Below are 22091 nucleotides of genomic sequence, written 5' to 3'. Positions count from 1 at the left end.
CGACTGTTTCATTCATTATTCTGATAATTCCATGTTACACCTTTTAGATAACAATTCAAACGTTATCCTATTTTTTTATTTTATCTCTTAATATAGACTTAAGGACTATAAAATTCATGTATCATGCGTTACTTAAAAGCAAACAAAAAAACGCCCAAAGACGTTTTCTCTATTCTCATGATCTTATTGATATTGCATGACTGCTTCATTTTTGTAAGCATGGTCGATTAAGCCACCGCCCAAACATTCTTCTCCATCATAGAAAACAACTGCTTGGCCTGGTGTGATGGCACGAACGGGTTCGTCAAATACGACATCAACCTTATCGCCATTGACCTTGATTGTGACACCAGTGTCTGCTTGACGGTAGCGAAACTTAGCTGTACAGTGCATTTCAAAGGTATCTGGCATGTCACGTGTAAAAGAAAGTTCACTCGCATCTAAGCTTGTTGAGTAAAGGGCTTCATGATGAAAGCCTTGACCAACATACAAGACATTTTGTGTGAGGTCTTTACCTACAACAAACCAGGGTTCATTATCCCCGCCATGTTGACCACCGATGCCTAAACCGCCACGTTGCCCGATGGTATAATACATGAGGCCCGCGTGTTCTCCCATATCTCTGCCTTCAAAGGTCATCATACGGCCTTTTTGAGCAGGGAGATATTGGCTGAGAAACTGTTTAAAGTTTTTTTCACCGATAAAACAGATGCCTGTTGAATCTTTTTTCTTAGCAGTTGCAAGGCCTGCACGTTCTGCTATTTTCCTGACCTCTGGTTTTTCCAGATGACCAAGTGGAAACAGGACTTTTTGAAGTTGTGCTTGTGTAAGTTGGCTAAGAAAATAAGTTTGATCCTTATTATCATCAGCGCCACGCAGCATATGAACAAGACCAGCCTCATCACGTGTTACTTGCGCATAATGTCCAGTTGCCACATAGTCAGCACCAAGTTCTGTCGCATAGTCAAGAAAGGCTTTAAACTTAATTTCCTTGTTACACATCACATCTGGATTAGGCGTTCTACCAGCGCGATACTCAGCTAAAAAGTATTCAAATACGCGATCCCAATACTCTTTTTCAAAGTTGACTGTATAGTAAGGAATCCCGATCTGATCAGCGACCAGCGCAACATCCTTATAGTCCTCAGTCGCAGTACAGACACCGAATTCATCAGTATCATCCCAGTTCTTCATGAAGATGCCAATCACGTCATAGCCTTGCTCTTTGAGCAAAAGCGCCGTGACACTGGAATCTACTCCACCACTCATGCCGACTACGACACGTGTTTTTGAATTATCATTTTGCAAAATAATAATCCTCCCATCAAATTTTCTAGGTAACAGCATGGCTGTTCCTGTGTTAATTAATCGCTTTGAAGGGCGTTATTAACTTTATTATTATAGCATGTTTAGCTAGCGAATACTAGATATGGGCCTTGTTGATAAGCGCGCATAAGACGCGCTAGGCTACTGCTATCATCCCTGTCATAAGCGCCAATTCCCTTGCCTATGTTATAATAGGGACAAGCAGTTTAAACAAAATAATACCTTATCAGATCAAAGGAGTATCACATGAAACAATTATTCCTGGCATCGTCTTTTGAAGATGTCGCCCATCGTTTACCTGAGTTTGCTGGCCAAGCTATCTCTGGTAAAGTCGTCACGTTTATCCCAACAGCTAATGTCTCTCAAGAAAATCATGGCTATGTCCTAGCAGCTAAAAAAGCCTTTGAAGCACTTGGCATGATTGTTGACGAACTAGAGGTTTCGACAGAATCTGCGGTAGATATCAAACGCAAACTCGAAAGCAATGACGCGATTTATGTCTCGGGTGGTAACACCTTCTTCCTACGACAGGAACTTGCCATTACAGGGGCTGATCGCTTGATTATCGAACAGGTCAATCAAGGTAAACTCTACATCGGAGAATCTGCTGGCTCTGTTATCACATCGCCTGATATCGCCTACATTTCAGCCATGGATAGTATCAAAAAAGCACCTCTGCTGACTAGCACGCAAGGCCTAAATCTCGTTGATTTCTATACGCTGCCTCATTATAATAGTGCACCCTTTGAGGCCGATGCTGAGACAATCATCGCTGACTACGGTACTAAAGTCAATCTCAAACCGATTTCAAATGCACAAATCATCACTGTTTTAGGCGATAAAGTAGCGATTATTTAAGCCATGAAAAACGACCCACCTAGGCCTAGGAGAGTCGTTTTTTTGATGCGATATCACTTGCTTTAGTTTCGTCTGACAAATCCCTTTATTCAAACTCAATATAAAGGCTAATGAATTTAGCATGACCAACTTCTGGTATCACGATACAATCAGATGACACTGATAGGTCTTGCTTGGTCGCTTCTTTTAAGTTGACCAGCTCAGCAAGTTTGACTGCATGATTACCCTTTATTTTGATGGTTTCTGGTGTCTGATAGTTCCCATTATAATATCTTAAGATAAGGCCATCTCGATTTTCAGCTTTTTTAACCGTACTGAGGACCAAGTCGCCAGTCGTTTCAAATAGGCTGTTGCTAAGTGGCAAGTATTTTTCAACATCAAATTGTGTAAATCTGAGGCGTGTATTCAAATATTCAGCGTATTGATAGAGTTCAAGACCTTTAAGGTAGTGATTAACCTGATTTGACAGTCCATAATCAGATAAGCTACCTTGGTAATAGACGACTGAAAAATTATAGGTCATTTTTTGATGTAACTGAGCATCGGGTGTTTCGATGACCGATTCTCCAGATGCGCGACCTGGTCTATATAGTAAATCTGCTTTCCCCATAAAGCCATAGGTTCTAAACAGTGTCAGTCTGATGGTATCATAAGCATCGCCTATGATTTCATATTCTCTCACCGCTTTAGGCACTAGCGCCACACCACGTGCCTCATTCTCTAAGGAGACGAAACTTTGGCATGTTTCGATAGCAATCGGTACTTCATTCCATGACGCCTGATCTGCTTCCCATAAGGCCATGTCGTGTTCTCTAACAACCGGACGCTTCAAGACGCCAAACTGTTGGTCTGCATAGGAGAATTTTGAGGCGATATTAGTATCAAATAGGACACAGAGTCTATGACTATCGGCATTTCGATTGTCAACTGAGCAAGAGAAATCTATGAAAGCCGTATTTTTCTTGAGTTTAATCGTTAAGGAAACTGGCAGTGTCACATCATTTTCGCCTGATGCACGCGCTGATAAGTTTTCAGGAACTTGCATCCTATAGCTTAAGACGAGTGTGCTGATAATGTCCGATTTGTCTACTGTGATCTCGGGTGAGAACTCAGTAGATCGAATCACCCTATCTTGTCGTGGTGGCGAGTAGTTAAACGAATCCCCATCATCCCCATTTTCTTCTAGTATGGCCTGATCTTTGTACCAGATATTTAATTTTTTATCTAGGATATCTACTGAATTGCGTGCATTAACTTGAATCTTATAAAAGGCATTTTCGATACAAGTATCCAGACTTTTTTCCAATGGTTGGTGGGTGACTTTTCCAAGATTAAGATGAAATTGTTGATAGCCAAAGGCGTTGACATCAGCTAGGGCGATCGCAATCTCGACTTTATAAACACGATCTGGTCTAAATTGTGCTTTGCTTGCATCTAACACATTCCCTTGTCCCAGTACATAGTCCGTCTGATCTATTGCTGATAAAATCGTATACGGATAAGCATTTCCTGAACCATCTTCAATAGCAAAGTCTAGTTGTGGTACATATAAAGTCGTTTCAAAAACACCTGACATGGCTTGTGATGCCGTATTGAAGGCTGTGAGTGTAATGTCTTCTTTATTGGTCATATGCATGACAAGTTCCCGCAGCTTCAGCTCTACCAAATTTTCTGACAGATCTTTTGCTTTTTTATACCGCAAATAAATATCTTCGTTGGTCGTATCAGATACGCAAGAGCCGATAGAGTCATGCGCTGCATTCTCAAACATCAGTTTCCATATTTCTTTAACGACTTCACTAGGATAGTCAAATCCCAAACTAGTCGACATCGATAAGATCGGCTCCAGTTTATTGATCAAGTAGTTTTGTACTTCTGTGTTCAGTTTTTTTAAGTCTGGCCGTGATGAAAAGATGGACTTGTGAATCCGCATCATCTTACCATTTAACAACTCACCTGAAACTTGTTCTAGTTGGGGGTGTTGTGCCTTTATACTATTAATGTAAGCTTCGAATGTGGAGATTTCCAAATCAAACTCGTCGTATGCCGCGTTCATTTTTGCGACGAGTTCACTGAGATTTTCTCTAGCTGGTGCTTGGTCAAAGCCATTAGGGAAAAGGACTTGATCTGTTGTACTGCGATCCCAAACTGTTTTAAAAGGATCTTCTCTTAAAAACTGAGATAGTCCGTCATTTTCTGGAATATCTCCACCAATATAATAGCCTGACGGTATTTGATAGACATTGACAACACTGCCATCTTCACCACGCCATGTATATTCAGTATGTTTGACATCATCATCACTAACACCACGCCAAAACAGGGTATCTTCAATCTCGAATTCTCTATAAATTTGTGGCATAGCTGCAGACTGACCAAATGAATCCGGGACATAGCCAACAGGCATATAGCCACCTACAGCATCACTGATGGCCATGCCATATTGCATATTTCTGACAATACTTTCTCCAGAAATGACCAGTTGGTCCGTTTGTGAATACCAAGGTCCAACAATCAACTTACCTGCTTTAACAAGTTTTTCGATGGTTGCTTGATCTTCTGGTCGCCATGCAAGATAGTCATCCAATAAAGAGGCTTGACCATCAAGTACAAAATGAGCATAGCCCTTATCTGCTGATAAAAGTGCGAGTACTTTTTGCAAATTATGCATCAAATATAGTTTAGATCTGCTGGTTGTAAAATACCACTCACGATCCCAATGAGAATGTGGTACGACATGAACTTTCTTAATCATCTTAACCCTTTCTATTGAAAAACATATATCCAGGATATATGCTTTTTCAGTTACCTGCTTTATTCAAAGCTAATTTCAATATCATCAACGCTCATTGTTTCACCCATTGCTTCTGATTTAAAGTTAACAAGCAAAGGTGCGACAAATCCGATAAAGGCAGCTCCTGCAAATAAGCCTACTAGATAAGCCCAACCGTTACCAACTGTAAAGAAGCCATAGACACCACCTACTGGAGGCATTTTAGCATACATGCCTAAGCTAACCCCAATACCTGATGCCAAAGCACCGCCAATCATATTAACAGGGACTAACTTGAGTGGATTGATCATGGTAAAGGGAATTGCACCTTCTGTGATCCCGATAAAGCCCATCACATAATTATTTCGGCTTGCGTCTAATAACTCGTTGCTCATTTTATTTTTATGGAAGAGTGATGCCAATGCATAGCCCATCGGTACTGCACAAATCGCGACATTTACGATAATTGCTGGTAAGAAAATACCTTCAGTTAGTAACACATTCCCCGCCATCCAAGAGGCTTTATTAATCGGGCCTCCTAGGTCAGAACCAATCATGGCACCCATAATGACAGCTAGTAAAACTTTATTGACATCGTTTTCAATCATGGCTTTAATCCAAGACACGAGGCCTGTATTAATCAAGCCCAATGGCCCTGATAATATAACCCCCATGATTAAGGCGACCGATAGCGTCGCTGCTAAGGGAAAAACGATTAATGGTAAGATACTGTTATATTTTTCAGGTACTTTGATGTGGTTCTTACACCAAACAACAGCGTAACCTGCGACAAACCCGGCAATCATAGCACCGAGGAAACCGGCGTTTGTTTTAGAGGCAATCGCACCACCGATGAGCCCCGCACCTAGTGCTGATTTATCTGAAATCGAATAAGCAATAAAACCTGCAAGCACTGTATTGATTAAGCCGATACCAGTCCAACCAACTTGCTCAACTAAGTATAAATAATGCTCGAATCCGGCTGTTTTGGCAAATGGATCTAGGCTAGTAATGCCCATTGCAAGCGCTATCATTTTAGGGATAGCAACAACGAGAGATGCCCCAATAATCATCGGTAGGGCAAAACTAATCCCCGTCATCAGATGACCTTTAGCGGTATTTAGAAATTTTTTCATATCCTTCTCCTTTATAACGTCTAGAAATTAATCAGTCAATCGCTGACCTAATCATCACCTGCAACTGCCTGCACGCATTTTTTTAGCACAGCTTCTGGCGCTTTAATGCAGGTTGTGATATTAATTCGAATCTGCTTTTTACCTTGAAAGCGTTCTTGTCCAGTAATTTTTTGATCCGTCGCAAGTAAGACAAAGTCAGCTGCCTCGATTTCTGCAGCAGTGAGCTTATTCACCTGCCCCATCGATCCTTGTTGTTCAATACGCACCTCATAGCCTAATTTGGGTCCGGCTTTTTCTAGTGCTTTGGCTGCCATTGGTGTGTGTGCTAGTCCTGCTGGACAAGAGGTAATCCCTACAATTTTCATATCAATACTCTCCATTCATTGCGCTTGAAATTGTTGTTGTTAATAAGGTCACGTCATCTGTATGCTTGATGATATCTGTAAATGATTCTTCCATCAATGAAGTCGCAATCTGACTAATCATTTGTAGATGAACCATGCCTTCAAACTCTGATGGCACTAATAATGCAAAGACGTTGGCCACAGGTTTGTCGTCAAATGTCTCCCACTCGATTGGTTGACTCAGCTTCAAAAATAAAACAATGGGTTCATTAATAAACGCAGCTTTGGCATGTGGAATGGCAAATGAATCTTGCAATCCTGTAGACACCTCACGCTCTCTTTTTAAAAACGCCTCAACTAAAGCGTCGCCATCAGCAACAATCTTATGTGTCACAGCATAGTCAGCTATGTATTCAAACAAGGCTAATTTATCTTTTACTGCGACATCTAATAAAATGTTTTCATTCCTAAATTCCATCTCATTTTTCCTTTCTTAAGGACAGCTCATATATTTGACTATGAAGAGATGCCCTAAATGCTATAGACCAAATATACCATGTCATGATAGCTATGTCACTAACTTAAACTGCCAAAAGTTTAAGCAGTTTGATAAAAAAAAAATTACTCATTTAACCACTATATTTAGGAAATAAAATAAAATGATCTGTCTATACCACCATGCTATAATGAAGTTAATAGTAAAACTGGAGGTCAATATGTCACAATTATTTTTTCAAAGACTAGATAATATTTTAAATTATCTTCTGATACAAACTGATCCGGTCACCTTAGATAACTTAAGCCAGGTGACTAAAGTGTCTAGCAGGACCCTACGTTCAGATATTAAAGCAATCAATGACCATATCATCTCTCACGGGGCCGAGATTATTTTGCTTAGAAAAAAAGGCTATGTTGTGACCTACCAAGATAAGGCTGCATTTCATGCTTTTTGGTCTAAAGATAATTCTGGTACATTTTTATTTACCACTGCAGATGCTAGATTACGCTATCTATTGCGCATATTTCTAACCTCTGATACCTATATCACACAAGATGAGTTATTAAACATCTTATATGTCAGTCAAAATACCTTATACAATGATTTTCGATCTCTAAGAGATATACTCGCTAACTATAAGTTAAAACTCATCAATAAGAGTAACCTTGGCTATACACTAGTTGGTGAAGAACAAGATATTCGCTATGCCATTAATCATGCTATTTTCCAAGAAGACCTATCGGAATTTATTACTGCCACAAATACAGTAGAAAAAGACATTTGCATGAATATCGATTATCGGCAATTTAACACCTTATTCTGGCATGACCTCAACCCACTCATCAAGGTTGATTCTGATTACTTTCATCGCAATGCCTTCGCAAATCTGCTATTAACTGTTAGTCGAATTTCTGACGGCCATACACTTGATTTCTTTGAACAGGATGTTTCCTTAACAGCAGCCTCTCATGAGAAAATCGTCCAGTTTGTAGCTAATCTCGAGAATGCCTTTCAGATTAGCTTTAATGCAAGTGAAAAAAAATATGTCGACTATATTTTATCTGAGAATTTTCCACATCTGATGGCTTCAGATGCCAATCATGTGACTCAAAAACTAGCAGAAGATATCGTCAACTCAATATTAAGCAACTTGAAAAAGAATACAGGTGCAAAATGGGTAACTGATGCAAGTCTTAAGCAAAACTTGAAGGAGCATATCCGTAGGCTCTTACAAATACATACCATAAATGGCAACAGGCATAACCCGATATTAGAGTCCGTCAAAAATAATTTCCCCTATCCTTTTGAATTGGCTGTCATTGTCATCCAAGAAGTTGAGGACACCTATGGTATCTCTTTTTCTGAAGATGAACTCTCCTTCATCGCTTTATATTTTGCTAGCGCTATCGAGAGTTTTAAAGATAAACGCAACAGTTTTTCCCTAGCAATTGTTTGTGGCACTGGGATAACACTCAGCTCCATTATTGAAAGTAAGATAAGACGAAAATTTCCTGATACCTTCTCTGACATCGAAAAAATATCTTATCTAGAATTTGAAGCGAGACAAAGTCAAGCACAGTTTGACCTGATTATTACAACGATACCAATTCCAAACAAGGCACCTCATATCATCTTTTTAGATATCAATTACTTTGATACTGCTTTTAAACAGATTGAGCGAGCGATTAACACACTTAGCACTGTAGTCCCACCAACTAGTCTGTATCAAGATAAACATTTCTATGTGATCAATGACCAATTAACTAAAGCAGCGCTGTTTACAAAAATGCATGACGCCTTAACCGATAATGCCTTTGTAACGGATCACTTTATCCAACAAATTATCGCAAGAGAAGCGATTTCCGACACCTTAATCAATGACGTGATTGCTCTCCCTCATCCTATAGGTGACAGTGTTAAAATCAGTACTATTTTCCCTGTTATCGCGCCAAAAGGCATCGAATGGGGGGAATCAAAACGTGTCAAGTTTATCTTTTTTATGGCGATTCGACCTGATGATGTCAGTAAGGTGCAATATGTCTATGATGCTTTATTGGACTTCATTTCTTCTGAAAAGAAGCAAGACTTGTTACTTAAAACCCCCACTTTTGATACCCTAGTATCCCTTTTAACGACAACTGACGACATCACGTAACAAGCAAGAGCTATCGGCCGCTAAATGCGCCAAATATGTTAAAATAAGGTATGACAACTTCAACAGCAGAAACGATCTTAACACTTCTTGTCGATCGAGAAAATGAATGGATTTCTGGGCAAGAACTGGCCCTTGAACTCAACATCTCTCGTGCCGCAATTTGGAAGGCCATAGGCAAACTTATCGCGGATGGATTTACCATCGAAAGCCAGCGTGGACCTGGTAAGGGCTACCGCTATGTCGCCAGCGAAAAAATGAGTGCTACGGGTATTTCCCACTACTTATCTGAGCAGACACGAGCGATCAACCTGCAAGTTTTTGATACCCTATCATCGACCAATACCTATGCCAAGATTGGCCTCATCAGTGACGCTATCACCCAGCCTAGTGTCATCATCGCAAATGTACAAACTAAAGGTGCTGGACATTTTGGTCGCAGTTTTTCCTCACCTGCTCAAACAGGCTTATATATCAGTTTTGCCCTGCCTATAGGGGCAGATAAACCAGTAACACCACACTTGCTTGCCATTTCAAGTGCGGTAGCTGTTGCCAGAACAATCAAAAGCCTACTTGCTATTGAGCTTGACTTTAGATGGTTAAATGACCTCTATTATCAAGGGAAAAAAGTTGGTGGTATCCTAACTGAAGCCGTTGTTAATATCGAGAGTCAAACTTACTCAGCTATCGTCATCGGGATTGGCTTAAATCTAACCAATCAAGCTTCTGATCTTAGCTTTATCACAAAAGAACTTGATATCTCACGTAATCAAATCGCAGCCTCTCTCATAGACCATTTTTTTGACCTCTATGCGCACGACGACGACAAGCAGGTTTTAGCTGACTATCGGGCACACTTACTTGATTTGGGCAAACAAGTCCATATCAAGTATGCTGATCAGGACATCACAGGGCTTTCTAAGGGGATAGATGATGCGGGCTACCTTTTAGTTGAAACACAAACGGGGCTTACTAAATTAGCTGCTGGAGAAACACGATAAAAAGACAGATTATTCCGGATAATCTGTCTTTTTTAAGGTGCAGTTTCTGATGTAAAAACCCATCATATCCCGCTAAATCATGATAAAATAGAGCTATGACTTTAAAAAACTTATTCTTTGATTTAGATGGTACAATCGTTGACAGCGGCACAGGAATTATCAATGGCTTTCGATATGCTTTTGATCAGCTTCACCTCCCGCAGCTCTCAGATAGTACCTTAAATACATTTATTGGCCCACCACTCGAAACCACTTTTCTTACCCTATCAAATGGGGATGAGCACTTGGCTGAAACAGCCATCAACCACTACAGGACCTATTATGCAAGCACTGGTATGCTGGAGTCTGCCCCTTACGCCGACATCGTTGAGACTTTGAGCGCACTTAGCACTCGTGGCTACACCCTCTACATCGCAACGTCTAAGAAAGAGTCGGTTGCAATCGACATGTTAAAGGCACTCAAGCTATCAGATCACTTTGATGGCATCTTTGGGAGTACACCACAAACGATGACTAAGACATTAGTCCTGAAGCATGCACTCATGACAACACAATCAAAACCGGATGAGTCTGTTATGATTGGCGATCGTGAGTATGATATCATCGGTGGTCTAGATAATCACGTTGCGCAAACAGTCGGTGTCCTATGGGGATTTGGCGATAGAGCTGAACTGGAGAAAGTAGGATGTGACCATATCGTCGCACATCCTAAAGCATTATTGGAGATTTTTAAATGAGAAACCTAAAATTTAAATCGGTTTTTGACATCATGGGTCCTGTCATGATTGGCCCTTCCAGCTCTCATACTGCGGGTGCCGTCAGGATTGGTAAAATCGTTCACTCTATCTTTGGTGAACAGCCCACAGAAGTCGACTTTCATCTTTACCAGTCCTTTGCTAAGACCTATCAGGGCCATGGGACTGATTTAGCCCTTGTTGCGGGGATTTTAGGTATGGATACAAACGATGACCGCATCCCCCAATCACTTGAGTTGGCTGACAAGGCGGGAATTAAAATATTTTGGCATATTCATAAAGATGAAAAAGCTGACCATCCCAATACTGCACTCATCAGTATCAAATCTGACACCAAGCAAATGACGATCAAAGGTATTTCTATCGGTGGTGGTAATATACAAGTTACAGAACTTAATGGCTTTGATATTGCCCTAAATATGAACACCCCTACCTTTATCATCGTTCATCAAGACGTCCCTGGGATGATTGCGCGCGTGACAGAATGCTTGTCCTCCCATCAAATCAACATCGCCCAAATGAATGTGACCCGTGAAAATGCTGGTGATCAGGCGATCATGATCATCGAAGTTGATTCTCATGATGCCACACAAGCACTAGCTGAAATTAGAGATATCCCACAGTTATACAATGTGAACTTCTTTGACTAAGCTGCTAACAGACTCGCTATTTACAAAACTAAACAGCAGGTTATAAGAGTAGTATAACTAGGCTATTATAACCTGCTAGTAAAGCAATAAGGAGTACTATGTTTTATACGATAAATGAGCTTGTCACACAGGCTGATACACGTTTTAATGGCTCAATCTCAGAATTGATGATTGCCACAGAAATAGAGACATCAGGCCGGTCTCGTGAAGAAATCCGTTTATTGATGACTGAAAATTTGACCGTTATGCTCGCCTCTATCGACCACGGCATGACTGATAAAACTTCACGTACAGGCTTAACTGGTGGTGATGCGTCAAAACTCGACCGCTACATCAAATCAGGTAAGACCTTATCTGACTACACGATTTTAACGGCTGCTAAAAATGCCATTGCCGTAAATGAAAGCAATGCCCAGATGGGACTAGTCTGTGCCACACCTACTGCAGGTAGTGCTGGTTGCGTCCCAGCAGTCTTATCTACAGCAATCGAAAAACTCGGCCTAACACAAGAAGCCCAACTCGACTTCTTATTCACGGCCGGTGCTTTTGGCCTAGTGATTGCAAATAATGCCTCTATATCAGGCGCTGAAGGGGGCTGTCAAGCCGAGGTTGGTTCTGCCGCCTCTATGGCATCTGCTGCCCTAGTACTTGCAGCAGGTGGCACTGCAAGCCAAGCAAGTCACGCCTGTGCCATGGTGATCAAGAATTTGCTAGGCTTGATCTGTGACCCAGTAGCTGGGCTAGTTGAAGTGCCTTGCGTTAAGCGTAATGCAATGGGGGCAAGTTTAGCCTTTCTTTGTGCCGATATGGCGCTTGCGGATATCGAATCAAAAATACCCACTGATGAAGTTATCCAAGCCATGTACCAAGTTGGTCAAGCCATGCCATCTGCTTTTCGTGAAACAGCTGAAGGTGGTCTTGCGACCACACCAACAGGTAAACGGTTGAAGGCTGAAATATTTGGCTGATCTGATACTTTATATCTAAATAAAAAAAACTTGCCGCTTGGGACAAGTTTTTTTTGTTATTTATGACCAGATACATTAATTCGGTTGAGTGCACGGTGAAGCGCAACTTCAGCTCGTCTCGCTGCATCTATATCACGTTTACTTTCAGCTTCTTGTAACTCATTTTCAGCACGACGTTTGGCACGTTCAGCACGTGTCACATCAATATCACGATCACGTTCAGCAGAGTCAGCAATAATCGTTACACGATTATCAAGTACTTCTGCAATCCCGCCATTGATAGAGATCCAGTCAACGTGTTTCTCGTCGTCAATACGACGTACTTTCAATTCATCAATCTTCAGTGAGGCGATGGTTGGGATCATATTTGGTAGGACCCCAAGTTCACCATCAACTGTCGATAGGAGCGTAAAATAGGCATGGTGATCATAACAGATACCATTTGGTGTGATGACTTGGACTGTCATATAATCCATATCAGACCTCCTTAGTAACCCATTTTCTTAGCTTTAGCAATAACATCTTCGATTGGGCCAACTGAACGGAAAGCATCCTCAGGAAGTTCATCATATGCACCAGCTAAGATGTCTTTGAAGCCTTTAACTGTTTCTTCAACTGGTACATAAGAACCTGGTTGACCAGTAAATTGTTCAGCAACGTTAAAGTTTTGTGACAAGAAGAATTGGATACGACGTGCGCGGCCAACTAATGTCTTCTCAGTATCAGATAACTCATCCATACCTAGAATGGCAATGATATCTTGCAATTCACGGTAGCGTTGTAAGACACGTTGTACTTCTGTTGCCACTTCATAGTGTTCTTTACCAACAATCTCAGGTGACAAGGCACGTGAGCTTGATGCAAGTGGGTCAACGGCTGGATAAATCCCTTGTTGCGTTAATTTACGCTCAAGGTTAGTCGTTGAGTCCAAATGGGCAAAGGCTGTTGCTGGCGCAGGGTCAGTATAGTCATCGGCTGGTACGTAGATCGCTTGGATAGAGGTAACAGAGCCTTTTTTAGTTGACGTAATACGTTCCTGTAATTGACCCATTTCAGTCGCAAGTGTTGGTTGGTAACCAACGGCTGATGGCATACGACCAAGTAAGGCTGAAACCTCAGAACCGGCTTGTGTGAAACGGAAAATGTTATCGATAAAGAGCAAAACATCTTGTCCTTCAACATCACGGAAATGTTCGGCAATTGTCAAACCAGCCAAGGCAACACGCATACGTGCGCCTGGTGGCTCATTCATTTGACCAAAGACCATGGCTGTTTTCTCAATAACGCCAGATTCTTTCATTTCCTCATAAAGGTCATTCCCTTCACGAGTTCGTTCACCAACACCTGTAAACACAGAAATACCACCATGTTCTTGGGCAATGTTGTGAATCAATTCTTGAATCAAAACGGTTTTACCAACACCGGCACCACCGAAAAGACCAACTTTACCACCTTTTAAATAAGGTGCGAGTAAGTCGATAACTTTAATCCCAGTCACTAAGATTTCATTAGATGTAGATAATTCATCAAACACTGGTGCTTTTTGGTGAATTGGGCTACGCTTAGCATCTTCTGGGAACGGTGCTTCAAGGTCAATGGTATCACCAATAACGTTGAATACACGGCCTAAAGTTTCTTTACCGACTGGTACACTGATAGGACGACCTGTATCGAGCACTTCAAGTCCACGTTTCAAGCCATCAGTAGACTCCATGGCAATGGTGCGGACAACGCCGTCACCAAGCTCAAGTGCTACTTCAAGTACGATTTTTGTTTTAGTATCATCTCCATTGTCTTTATAGACAATCAAGGCATTATTAATTTCAGGAAGATTTTCTCCACCTGCAAACTGTACGTATACAACTGGTCCGATTACCTGTGAAATTTTACCAGAGCTCATATTACCTCCTGTATTTTTAGGTTGTGAAGAGATACCTTGGGTAGGCAAGGCATTTGTTGCACATAACATCAGTCATGCGCACACGCCGATTACCTACTCGCGTGGGTATCTCAATTTTTTGTCTAGTCCAAAGCACTGGCACCCGCGACAATTTCCGTAATTTCTTGCGTAATTGCTGCTTGGCGGGCACGGTTGTACTGAATGGTCAGATCATTAATCACATTTTTCGCATTATCAGTTGCTGCTTGCATGGCTGCCATACCTGCGGCATGTTCAGCGGTTTTTGCATCAATGATACTACCATAAATCATACTTTCCGCATATTGGGGAAGTAATTGATCTAAAATGGTTTCACGATCAGGTTCCAATTCAAACGACTGGTGATGTGGTGTTGCTTCATTCTCATCTATATCAGAAATCGGTAACATTTTTTCCACACGAACTTGACTTGTCAAAGAATTGACATGGTGATTGTAACACACATATAATTCATCAAAAAGTTCATTTTGATAAAGTGTGACAGATTTGTTGACAATCTTGCGCACCTCATCAAATGAAGGTTGATCAGAAAGACCACGGAGTTCGTAAGATACGTTAATATCCCGTGCTTTAAAGAAATCTGCACCCATACCGCCTAAAGCAATAATGACAAACTCATCTGGATTTTCGTGATCATCTTTTAACATCTGCATCACAGATTTTAAAATAGATGAATTATAACCACCAACAAGCCCTTTATCTGATGTGATCACGATGTATCCTGTTTTTTTAACTGGACGTTTGATCAACATCGGATTAGTTGAGCCATCAGATAATTCAGAACCGATTAAATCAGTCGTAATAGATCTGACTTTCTGCGCATAAACTTGAAAGCTCTTAGCGTTTTGCTCAGATCTTGTCAATTTAGCTGCAGAAACCATTTGCATGGCACCAGTGATTTGACTAGTTTTTCTAGTTGAAGCAATTCTTACTTTTATTTCATTTAGCGAAGCTGGCATTCCAAACCTCCCCTATTATTTGAATGTTGATGATGCTTTGAAACTTTGAATGGCTGCGTCCAACTTTTCTTCCTCAGGAAGATCTTTAGTTGTCACAATTGTATCAAGTAAGTCTTTATGATTGGCATCAAAGAAGTCAAATAACTGAGATTCAAAGGCAAGAATATCATCAACTGGTACTGTATCAAGGAAACCATGCGTTAACGCATAAAGAATCAAGACTTGATACTGAACTGCAAGTGGCGCATGTAACGGTTGTTTAAGAACTTCAACTGTTCTACGACCACGGTTCAACTTAGCTTGTGTTGCAGCATCTAAATCTGAACCAAATTGCGTAAAGGCTTCTAGTTCACGGAATGATGCTAAGTCAAGACGAAGTGTCCCAGCTACTTTTTTCATGGCTTTAATTTGCGCACTACCACCAACACGGGATACTGAAGATCCTGCATCAATCGCTGGACGAATACCTGAGTAGAAGAGGTCATTTTCTAAGAAAATTTGACCATCTGTAATCGAGATAACGTTTGTTGCGATATAGGCAGAAATATCTCCTGCTTGTGTTTCGATAAACGGTAATGCAGTCATAGACCCACCACCAAGATCATCAGAAAGTTTCGCAGCACGTTCTAATAAACGTGAATGCAAGTAGAAGACATCACCTGGGTAAGCTTCACGACCTGGAGGACGACGAAGCAAGAGAGACAGTTCACGGTAAGCAACGGCTTGTTTTGATAAGTCATCATAGACGACTAAAACATGTTTCCCATTGTACATGAACTCTTCACCCATAGCAGCGCCAGCATATGGTGCGATAAAGAGTAATGGTGATGGTTGTGATGCAGATGCAGTGACAACGATCGTATAGTCTAGTGCACCATATTTACGGAGCGTTTCAACTTGTGTACGGACTGTTGATTCTTTTTGTCCGATCGCCACATAGATACAGATCATATCTTGACCTTTTTGGTTCAAGATCGCATCGATTGCAATTGTTGTTTTACCAGTTTGACGGTCACCAATGATTAACTCACGTTGACCACGGCCGATTGGGACTAATGCATCAATCGCCTTCAAACCTGTTTGAAGAGGTTCTGCAACACTTTTACGTTGCATAACACCCGGTGCTACAGACTCAACAGGACGTGTTTTATCTGTTTTGATTTCACCAAGACCATCAACTGGAATACCTAGTGGGTTAACAACACGCCCGATAAGCGCTTCCCCAACTGGTACTTCCATGATTTTACCTGTACGTTTTACTGTATCGCCTTCACGGATGTCGCCAAACTCACCGAGAACGATAATCCCGATATCAGTTGACTCCAAGTTTTGTGCCATACCATATGACCCATTTGAAAACTCAAGTAGTTCACCACTCATGGCATTTTCAAGACCATGGGCACGGGCTATCCCGTCACCAACGTATGTTACAATTCCGGTCTCAGCGACCGAAAAATCAGGTGTGAAATTTTCAATTTGTTGTTTAATCAGTGAACTGATTTCATTAGCGTTAAAAGCCAAAGATTGTCGCCTCCTTATGTTAACTTCAAGCAAACATTTGAATAGGGCTAGCTTTTTGACCTGCTATAAATTCACCAGATCTAGTCTCACGCTATTCAAAGCCTACGACAGGGTCGTATCGCTATCCGTATCATATTTAAATGATAGATTTCGCAATTTTATTTAACTGCGATTTGATACTCGCATCGATAATCTTACCGCGGGCATTGATCACAACGCCACCCAATATGTTTTTATCGATCGTGTTTTTAATCGTTACATCATTAAGATCAAATTTTTGTTTGACCATCGCTTCCAGTTTACTGAGTTGTGCTGATGTCAGGTCAACCGCAGTTGTCACGTCAACATCAGATACTTTGAATAAACTATCAGCTTGATTTCGAATTTCCTTAATGATTAAAGGTAAAAGCGCTAAGCGTTTATTCGTAATCAATGTTGCCAAGAAATTTTTAAACAGTGTTGATGAAACGTCTTGTAAACTTTTGATAACAGCAATCTTTTTTTCATCCGCATAAGTCACATCAGCCAAGAAATCGGTGAGATTTGTTGCTTTGATCACTTGATCAAAGTTTGCCACTTCGGCTAAAATCTCATCTAACTGTTGATGCTCTTGCGCAACTTCAAGTAAGGCTTTACTATATTTTTGAGCAATTATGAGAGACATGATTAATCCCCCATTTTTTCCAGATAACTATCGATCAACTCAGTTTGCGATGTCGCATCTAAACTTTGACCGATTAATTTTTCTGCAATTTTGACTGAAATGTCTGCGACACTTCCTTTAATACCAGAAATCGCTTCTTTTTTAGATTGTTCGATTTCTTCGTTAGCACGTTGTTTGACACGTCTGGCTTCTTCTGATGCTTCAGCAACAATTTTCGCTTTGTTAGCATGTGCTGCATCAGTAGCTGTCAGAATGATTTTACTGGCTTCTTCGCGTGATCCAGCTAATTCTGTTTCACGTTTTTCAGCAAATGCTTCTGCTTGTTTACGCGCAGCTTCTGCACTATCAATGTCATCATTGATTTTTTTAGCACGCTCTTCAAACATTGAGGTAATCATGCCCCAAGCAAATTTCTTGATTAAGATTACCAAAATCAAGAAAGCGCCTGAAACGACGATGATATTACCAAACATTGAACTAGGAGCAGCTTCTAATAGGATAAATTGACTCATGACGCCTCCTTTCTAATCTTCTTCCGCAATTTTTTCATTAATGTACATCGTTGAAAGCAAAATGAAAACGTATGATTGGAGTGCACCGATAAATAGTGAAAATGCAATCCAGAGAACTTCAAGCGCAATTGCAACAGGTAAGTAATAAATATGTGAATTACCAAGCTGTGCAACAAGGCTAAGTACAATTTCTCCGGCAAAAATGTTACCGAATAACCGTAGTGCCAAACTCAAAAAGTTAACAAACTCTTCCATTAATTTCATAGGTAACATGGCTGCTGGCGAGAAGAAGGCATGTTTTAGGTACCCTTTAAAGCCAAAGCGTTTGACACCTGATAGATTGGCAACAAGTGCAACCATCAGTGACAAAGTTAATGTCACACCTACGTCTGCTGTCGGCGATTTCCAGTAATTTAGACTATTTGCCGTTTCAATTTTAGTCATGAGACCAATATTATTTGAGACAAATATGAATGCAAACAAGACAAAGACAAATAGTGAATAACGACGTGATTCAGTCCCACCCATATTATCTTTAGAGACACCGTTGACAAACTCAATCATCCATTCCAAGACGTTTTGCTTACCCTTCGGACGTAAAGTCATCTTCCGGCTTGCCCAAATGACAAGACCAAAGACAATCGCACAAGTCAGGACAGTCATAACAAGGACAGCGCCATCAAAGTAAACCGGTCCAATATTAAAAGACCAAGATTTTTCCACGAATACTCACTTCCCTTCTATAAAACGTAAGACGTCTTATTTAAGGACGAAAGTCATGGCAAGAACAATAAAGAATAGTCCTTCAATAAATGCAATACCCAAAAACATATACGTACGTAATTTGTTTTCAAGTTCTGGTTGACGTGCAACCGCGTTTAAGATATTTCCGACGATGATCCCGTTACCGATTGTAGCTCCCAGTGCTGCGAGACCCAACGCAATGATTCCTAATGGCATTATATGCCCTCCTTAAGATAAAATAGTTTTATACGTAAGCTTGCTTACGAATTTACTTAACATTAGAATTCTAGTCCTATTTTCTCCAAAAGTCAAACAAAAAATAGGACTTAAGACTGATTTTCTGAAAAAAGTTGCAAAAACATTTCAAAATTATGAAAGACGCTCTTCTTTATTGTATTTTATGGGTAGAAAATCAAGCACTTGATCCATCATTTTAACCCAGTAATACCACTCATGCTTACCATCTGATGTTTCATAAGTGATATCAAATCCTTTATCCTTTAAATCAGCTACAGCTATGTTATTAGCCTCATAAAGAAAATCTTGGTGTCCACACCAGGCATAAAGTTGCGGTTTGGATTCACCAAATTTTCCATCAAAATCTGATGCTAGTTTTTGGATTGAGTTTTCTGAGTTATCAAAGTTTGTTATGTCACCGAATACCCCCTGCCAATATGCCAAGTCTCCCAAACTTTCTGGTGCCATGTTGTCAAATGATAAGGCACCTGACAAACTTGCTGCATAAGAGAACTTATTTGACGCTAAGGCAATCTTAAAGGCGCCATATCCTCCCATAGAAAGGCCCGCTATAAAATTTTTCTCACGTTTCATAGATAAATTTGGTAAGAAATTATGAATGACGTTTGGTAGCTCCTCAACAATGGCGTCAAAATATCTTGCACCATAGGTCGTGTTGCTGTACCAAGCCAAATCTGTTGATGGCATAACAATCGCCAGATTCGTATTTCGAATCAAGCGATCGATTCCTGAGCGGTTCAGCCAAGTATCCTGATTACCAGACATGCCATGTAACAGATAAAGTACTGGAATATCAGTCAAAGGCACATCTTGATCAGGGTTCTTAACTGCCTCCGGATAGATGACATTCACATCTCGCACGATTCCGAGAATCTCTGAGAAATAGTTGATTTTTAAAATTGCCATGTTAACACTGTGGATACAAATCCTGTATCCAGTCCTTTCTATATTGCTTCCCCTCAATTCTATCACTTTACTGTCCTAATATGCCAAGATTTACCTTTTTTCTCAAACTTTACCGCCCCTTGCAAATCTGTTCGATAAACCTGCACTTGATATTTTTTAAATACGTCTAGTGTTTCCTGATTAGGATGCTGATAGCGGTTGTTCTTGCCACAGGATATCAGGCCAATCTTTGGTCGGATTTTTTTTATAAAGGCATCTGACGAGGAAGTCTTAGATCCATGATGACCAACTTTTAAGACATCAACCTTGAGTGTCGGATAGTTAGCTAGTAAGGCTGCTTCACCCGCTGCCTCTAAATCCCCAGTAAATAAAAAGGAAGTTTGAAAAAATGTACCATATAGCACAATAGAATCATTGTTTTTGCCATCTCCTTGCGTCAATGGGTAAATCACCTCCAAATAACTGTCAAATAGCTTAAGTCGATCACCAACCTGCGCAACTTGTATGTCAGATTTCGTTTGCGATAGTCTGGCGACAAAATTTGGATTCGTCATACTGCCTTCACTGACCATGATTTTTTTGATCTTAATTTCAGAAAGTAGGACCATCAAATCACCTACATGATCGGCATCCGTATGGGTGATGACTACTGTATCAAGCTGACTAATTCCCCTGCTCTTTAAATAAGGGATTAAAGTAGACGCTGCATTCGGCCTTGTCTGCTTCTCCTGCCATTTTTGTCGTTTGATAAAATCTACTTTCCCACCCGTATCGATGAGTACCGTCTGCTGATTCAAGCGGTCTTGAAGTAAGATACTATCGCCCTGACCAATATCAACTATCGTAATTGATTCAGTTAATGGGAATTTAGTAGAAATAGACATCAAAAACAGACTGACGATCAGTAGATAGCGTATTTTTCTATGTCGCCAGCTATCTATTAAGATACCCGTCATGATCAACATGCCCAGAAAGATAACCGGTGATGGCCGACCTAATATGAGCGGACGTGTTATCAAATTCTCTAGCCAACGCAACAGCACTTCCATATAGACAAATAAGTAATTGACCTCTTTTATGACGATGCCTGTGATAAGCGAAAGTAAAAATAGCAGGAACAGTCCAGGTACTAATACCGTAGCAAAGAGACCACCTAAGACACCTGTTAATAGAATAGAAAACGGCTGAAAACTATAAAAGGAGAGTAGTAATACTGGTAGTATCGCACCTGTTAAGGTTAGCGTAGTGCTTATCTTACGCTGACATGAAGGCAGTGACGCAAAACTACCACCAAGCATGGAGATGACAAATGCAAAGAAAACAGATAATGCCCCGCCTGTTGTTAGTAAGAATTTAGGCATCATCACAAATAAGATTAATGAAGTCAAACTGAAATTATCGCTTGATTTTACACCAAGATGCGTTAACATTTTTTGTAACAATGCTCTGACAACTGAAACTGAGAAACCGCTTAGCCCCGCATAAATATAGGAGAGGGGGAGTTGCATGCGTGTCACCCAATCTCGTCTGATGCCAAGACGCAATAAATTTTTTCTAAACAGATGTATAAAAAAAGACACTTGCATACCGGATAAAGAAAACAGGTGCAGGATACCCAAATTTGAGTAGCTAGCCCTCATCTCATCAAATGACGCACCTAGATGACCAAACAGAAGGCCGGTCATATAAGATGCCATAGGGTCTGGAAACATCGTCTGGCAAAAAAGCATTGCCTTACGTCGTACCCTCCCAATATCCCACTTACTGGTTTTCCTTATTTGACTAATGTTATCAATCGTGACAACACGATAGATGTTTTGGGTTTTAAGATAATTTTGATAGTTAAAGCCATTAAAATTTCGATTTGTTTCGGCTTTCTCAACACTGGCAGAAATCGTCAGCCGAATCGACTTATCTAATTTAGTGAAATACTGCTGTTCTTGCTCTGTTTTCGCTTGGTAGTAGACTTGATAGGTTTGACCATGAGACCTACCCCGAAAGGAAATCTGGTCACCCTTGACTTGTATCGTATCCAGACGAGGTGTTATCTCAGTCACCGGTAAATCACGCGCAAAGTCAGCTACCTCTTTAAGCCGAATTGTAAGACAAATACTCACAAATGCCAG

21 protein-coding genes are annotated in these 22091 nt (G+C 40.6%); 6 read left to right on the top strand and 15 right to left on the bottom strand.

Annotated elements, in window-relative coordinates; translation table 11 throughout:
* Positions 1–183: 183 nt before the first annotated feature.
* Positions 184–1347, bottom strand: a complete 1164-nt coding sequence (gene mnmA / locus RU86_RS09285; protein WP_096815052.1) for a tRNA 2-thiouridine(34) synthase MnmA — start codon at positions 1345–1347, stop codon at positions 184–186.
* Positions 1348–1572: 225 nt separating this feature from the next.
* Here mnmA and RU86_RS09280 point away from each other — a divergent pair, with 225 nt between their 5' ends.
* Positions 1573–2184, top strand: a complete 612-nt coding sequence (locus RU86_RS09280) for a Type 1 glutamine amidotransferase-like domain-containing protein (protein ID WP_096815051.1) — start codon at positions 1573–1575, stop codon at positions 2182–2184.
* Between the two features lie 85 nt (positions 2185–2269).
* On the opposite strand, the gene mngB is transcribed toward RU86_RS09280, so the two are convergent.
* From mngB to RU86_RS09260, 4 genes are read right to left on the bottom strand one after another with little or no spacing between them, the layout of a single operon-like run.
* Positions 2270–4939, bottom strand: coding sequence for a mannosylglycerate hydrolase (mngB, locus tag RU86_RS09275; RefSeq protein WP_096815050.1), 2670 nt, complete (start codon positions 4937–4939; stop codon positions 2270–2272).
* 59 nt (positions 4940–4998) lie between these two features.
* Positions 4999–6093, bottom strand: a complete 1095-nt coding sequence (locus tag RU86_RS09270; RefSeq protein WP_096815049.1) for a PTS fructose transporter subunit IIC — start codon at positions 6091–6093, stop codon at positions 4999–5001.
* A 47-nt stretch (positions 6094–6140) separates the two neighbouring features.
* Positions 6141–6458, bottom strand: a complete 318-nt coding sequence (locus RU86_RS09265; protein ID WP_047915259.1) for a PTS fructose transporter subunit IIB — start codon at positions 6456–6458, stop codon at positions 6141–6143.
* 1 nt (position 6459) lies between these two features.
* The gene (locus RU86_RS09260; protein ID WP_096815048.1) at positions 6460–6915 is read right to left on the bottom strand and encodes a PTS sugar transporter subunit IIA; all 456 of its coding nucleotides are present in this window, start codon (positions 6913–6915) and stop codon (positions 6460–6462) included.
* Between the two features lie 238 nt (positions 6916–7153).
* Between RU86_RS09260 and RU86_RS09255 the strand changes: the two genes are divergently transcribed.
* The 5 genes from RU86_RS09255 to sdaAA all read left to right on the top strand — a co-directional run bounded on the left by RU86_RS09255 (position 7154) and on the right by sdaAA (position 12462).
* Positions 7154–9091 (top strand): BglG family transcription antiterminator, encoded by a 1938-nt coding sequence (locus RU86_RS09255; protein ID WP_096815047.1) that lies wholly within the window; start codon positions 7154–7156, stop codon positions 9089–9091.
* Between the two features lie 50 nt (positions 9092–9141).
* Positions 9142–10089, top strand: a complete 948-nt coding sequence (locus RU86_RS09250) for a biotin--[acetyl-CoA-carboxylase] ligase (protein ID WP_096815046.1) — start codon at positions 9142–9144, stop codon at positions 10087–10089.
* Between the two features lie 95 nt (positions 10090–10184).
* Positions 10185–10826: an HAD hydrolase-like protein gene (locus RU86_RS09245; protein ID WP_096815045.1), complete on the top strand. Its 642-nt coding sequence runs from the start codon at positions 10185–10187 to the stop codon at positions 10824–10826.
* On the top strand, positions 10823–11494 hold the full coding sequence (gene sdaAB, locus RU86_RS09240; RefSeq protein WP_096815044.1) for an L-serine ammonia-lyase, iron-sulfur-dependent subunit beta: 672 nt from the start codon (positions 10823–10825) through the stop codon (positions 11492–11494). Before RU86_RS09245 ends, sdaAB begins: the two co-directional genes overlap by 4 nt.
* A gap of 98 nt (positions 11495–11592) precedes the next feature.
* Positions 11593–12462, top strand: coding sequence for an L-serine ammonia-lyase, iron-sulfur-dependent, subunit alpha (gene sdaAA, locus RU86_RS09235; RefSeq protein ID WP_096815043.1), 870 nt, complete (start codon positions 11593–11595; stop codon positions 12460–12462).
* A 56-nt stretch (positions 12463–12518) separates the two neighbouring features.
* On the opposite strand, the gene RU86_RS09230 is transcribed toward sdaAA, so the two are convergent.
* The 10 genes from RU86_RS09230 to RU86_RS09185 form a co-directional block, all read right to left on the bottom strand.
* Positions 12519–12938 (bottom strand): F0F1 ATP synthase subunit epsilon, encoded by a 420-nt coding sequence (locus tag RU86_RS09230; RefSeq protein WP_047915252.1) that lies wholly within the window; start codon positions 12936–12938, stop codon positions 12519–12521.
* An 11-nt stretch (positions 12939–12949) separates the two neighbouring features.
* Positions 12950–14362, bottom strand: a complete 1413-nt coding sequence (gene atpD / locus RU86_RS09225) for a F0F1 ATP synthase subunit beta (RefSeq protein WP_096815042.1) — start codon at positions 14360–14362, stop codon at positions 12950–12952.
* Positions 14363–14484: 122 nt separating this feature from the next.
* Complete coding sequence (locus RU86_RS09220) at positions 14485–15360, bottom strand: F0F1 ATP synthase subunit gamma (RefSeq protein ID WP_079505611.1); 876 nt, start codon at positions 15358–15360, stop codon at positions 14485–14487.
* Positions 15361–15375: 15 nt separating this feature from the next.
* Positions 15376–16881, bottom strand: a complete 1506-nt coding sequence (gene atpA / locus RU86_RS09215; RefSeq protein ID WP_047915249.1) for a F0F1 ATP synthase subunit alpha — start codon at positions 16879–16881, stop codon at positions 15376–15378.
* Between the two features lie 136 nt (positions 16882–17017).
* The gene (locus RU86_RS09210; RefSeq protein WP_096815041.1) at positions 17018–17545 is read right to left on the bottom strand and encodes a F0F1 ATP synthase subunit delta; all 528 of its coding nucleotides are present in this window, start codon (positions 17543–17545) and stop codon (positions 17018–17020) included.
* A gap of 2 nt (positions 17546–17547) precedes the next feature.
* Positions 17548–18057, bottom strand: a complete 510-nt coding sequence (gene atpF, locus RU86_RS09205; RefSeq protein ID WP_096815040.1) for a F0F1 ATP synthase subunit B — start codon at positions 18055–18057, stop codon at positions 17548–17550.
* Positions 18058–18069: 12 nt separating this feature from the next.
* Entirely contained in the window at positions 18070–18780 is a 711-nt protein-coding gene (atpB, locus tag RU86_RS09200; RefSeq protein ID WP_047915246.1) for a F0F1 ATP synthase subunit A, read from the bottom strand.
* Positions 18781–18816: 36 nt separating this feature from the next.
* The gene (gene atpE / locus RU86_RS09195) at positions 18817–19017 is read right to left on the bottom strand and encodes an ATP synthase F0 subunit C (protein ID WP_047915245.1); all 201 of its coding nucleotides are present in this window, start codon (positions 19015–19017) and stop codon (positions 18817–18819) included.
* A gap of 153 nt (positions 19018–19170) precedes the next feature.
* Complete coding sequence (locus tag RU86_RS09190) at positions 19171–19965, bottom strand: alpha/beta hydrolase (protein WP_096815039.1); 795 nt, start codon at positions 19963–19965, stop codon at positions 19171–19173.
* Between the two features lie 62 nt (positions 19966–20027).
* On the bottom strand, positions 20028–22082 hold the full coding sequence (locus RU86_RS09185; RefSeq protein WP_245810513.1) for a DNA internalization-related competence protein ComEC/Rec2: 2055 nt from the start codon (positions 22080–22082) through the stop codon (positions 20028–20030).
* Positions 22083–22091: the final 9 nt, after the last annotated feature.

The organism is Pseudolactococcus piscium (genome assembly GCF_002441695.1).
GTDB classification, from domain to species: domain Bacteria; phylum Bacillota; class Bacilli; order Lactobacillales; family Streptococcaceae; genus Pseudolactococcus; species Pseudolactococcus piscium.
The sequence above is the reverse complement of the archived record's forward strand: the minus strand, read 5'-3'. Positions and strand labels throughout refer to the sequence as shown.

Bases quoted from the DNA above. Each gene is read 5' to 3' on its own strand.
- RU86_RS09210 (WP_096815041.1), bottom strand. From the start codon at position 17,545: ATGTCTCTCATAATTGCTCAAAAATATAGTAAAGCCTTACTTGAAGTT.
- RU86_RS09245 (WP_096815045.1), top strand. From the start codon at position 10,185: ATGACTTTAAAAAACTTATTCTTTGATTTAGATGGTACAATCGTTGAC.
- RU86_RS09220 (WP_079505611.1), bottom strand. From the start codon at position 15,360: ATGCCAGCTTCGCTAAATGAAATAAAAGTAAGAATTGCTTCAACTAGA.
- RU86_RS09230 (WP_047915252.1), bottom strand. From the start codon at position 12,938: ATGGATTATATGACAGTCCAAGTCATCACACCAAATGGTATCTGTTAT.
- mngB (WP_096815050.1), bottom strand. From the start codon at position 4,939: ATGATTAAGAAAGTTCATGTCGTACCACATTCTCATTGGGATCGTGAG.
- atpF (WP_096815040.1), bottom strand. From the start codon at position 18,057: ATGAGTCAATTTATCCTATTAGAAGCTGCTCCTAGTTCAATGTTTGGT.
- RU86_RS09255 (WP_096815047.1), top strand. From the start codon at position 7,154: ATGTCACAATTATTTTTTCAAAGACTAGATAATATTTTAAATTATCTT.
- atpE (WP_047915245.1), bottom strand. From the start codon at position 19,017: ATGCCATTAGGAATCATTGCGTTGGGTCTCGCAGCACTGGGAGCTACA.
- RU86_RS09250 (WP_096815046.1), top strand. From the start codon at position 9,142: ATGACAACTTCAACAGCAGAAACGATCTTAACACTTCTTGTCGATCGA.
- RU86_RS09260 (WP_096815048.1), bottom strand. From the start codon at position 6,915: ATGGAATTTAGGAATGAAAACATTTTATTAGATGTCGCAGTAAAAGAT.
- sdaAB (WP_096815044.1), top strand. From the start codon at position 10,823: ATGAGAAACCTAAAATTTAAATCGGTTTTTGACATCATGGGTCCTGTC.
- mnmA (WP_096815052.1), bottom strand. From the start codon at position 1,347: ATGCTGTTACCTAGAAAATTTGATGGGAGGATTATTATTTTGCAAAAT.
- RU86_RS09270 (WP_096815049.1), bottom strand. From the start codon at position 6,093: ATGAAAAAATTTCTAAATACCGCTAAAGGTCATCTGATGACGGGGATT.
- atpD (WP_096815042.1), bottom strand. From the start codon at position 14,362: ATGAGCTCTGGTAAAATTTCACAGGTAATCGGACCAGTTGTATACGTA.
- RU86_RS09265 (WP_047915259.1), bottom strand. From the start codon at position 6,458: ATGAAAATTGTAGGGATTACCTCTTGTCCAGCAGGACTAGCACACACA.
- RU86_RS09280 (WP_096815051.1), top strand. From the start codon at position 1,573: ATGAAACAATTATTCCTGGCATCGTCTTTTGAAGATGTCGCCCATCGT.
- sdaAA (WP_096815043.1), top strand. From the start codon at position 11,593: ATGTTTTATACGATAAATGAGCTTGTCACACAGGCTGATACACGTTTT.
- RU86_RS09190 (WP_096815039.1), bottom strand. From the start codon at position 19,965: ATGGCAATTTTAAAAATCAACTATTTCTCAGAGATTCTCGGAATCGTG.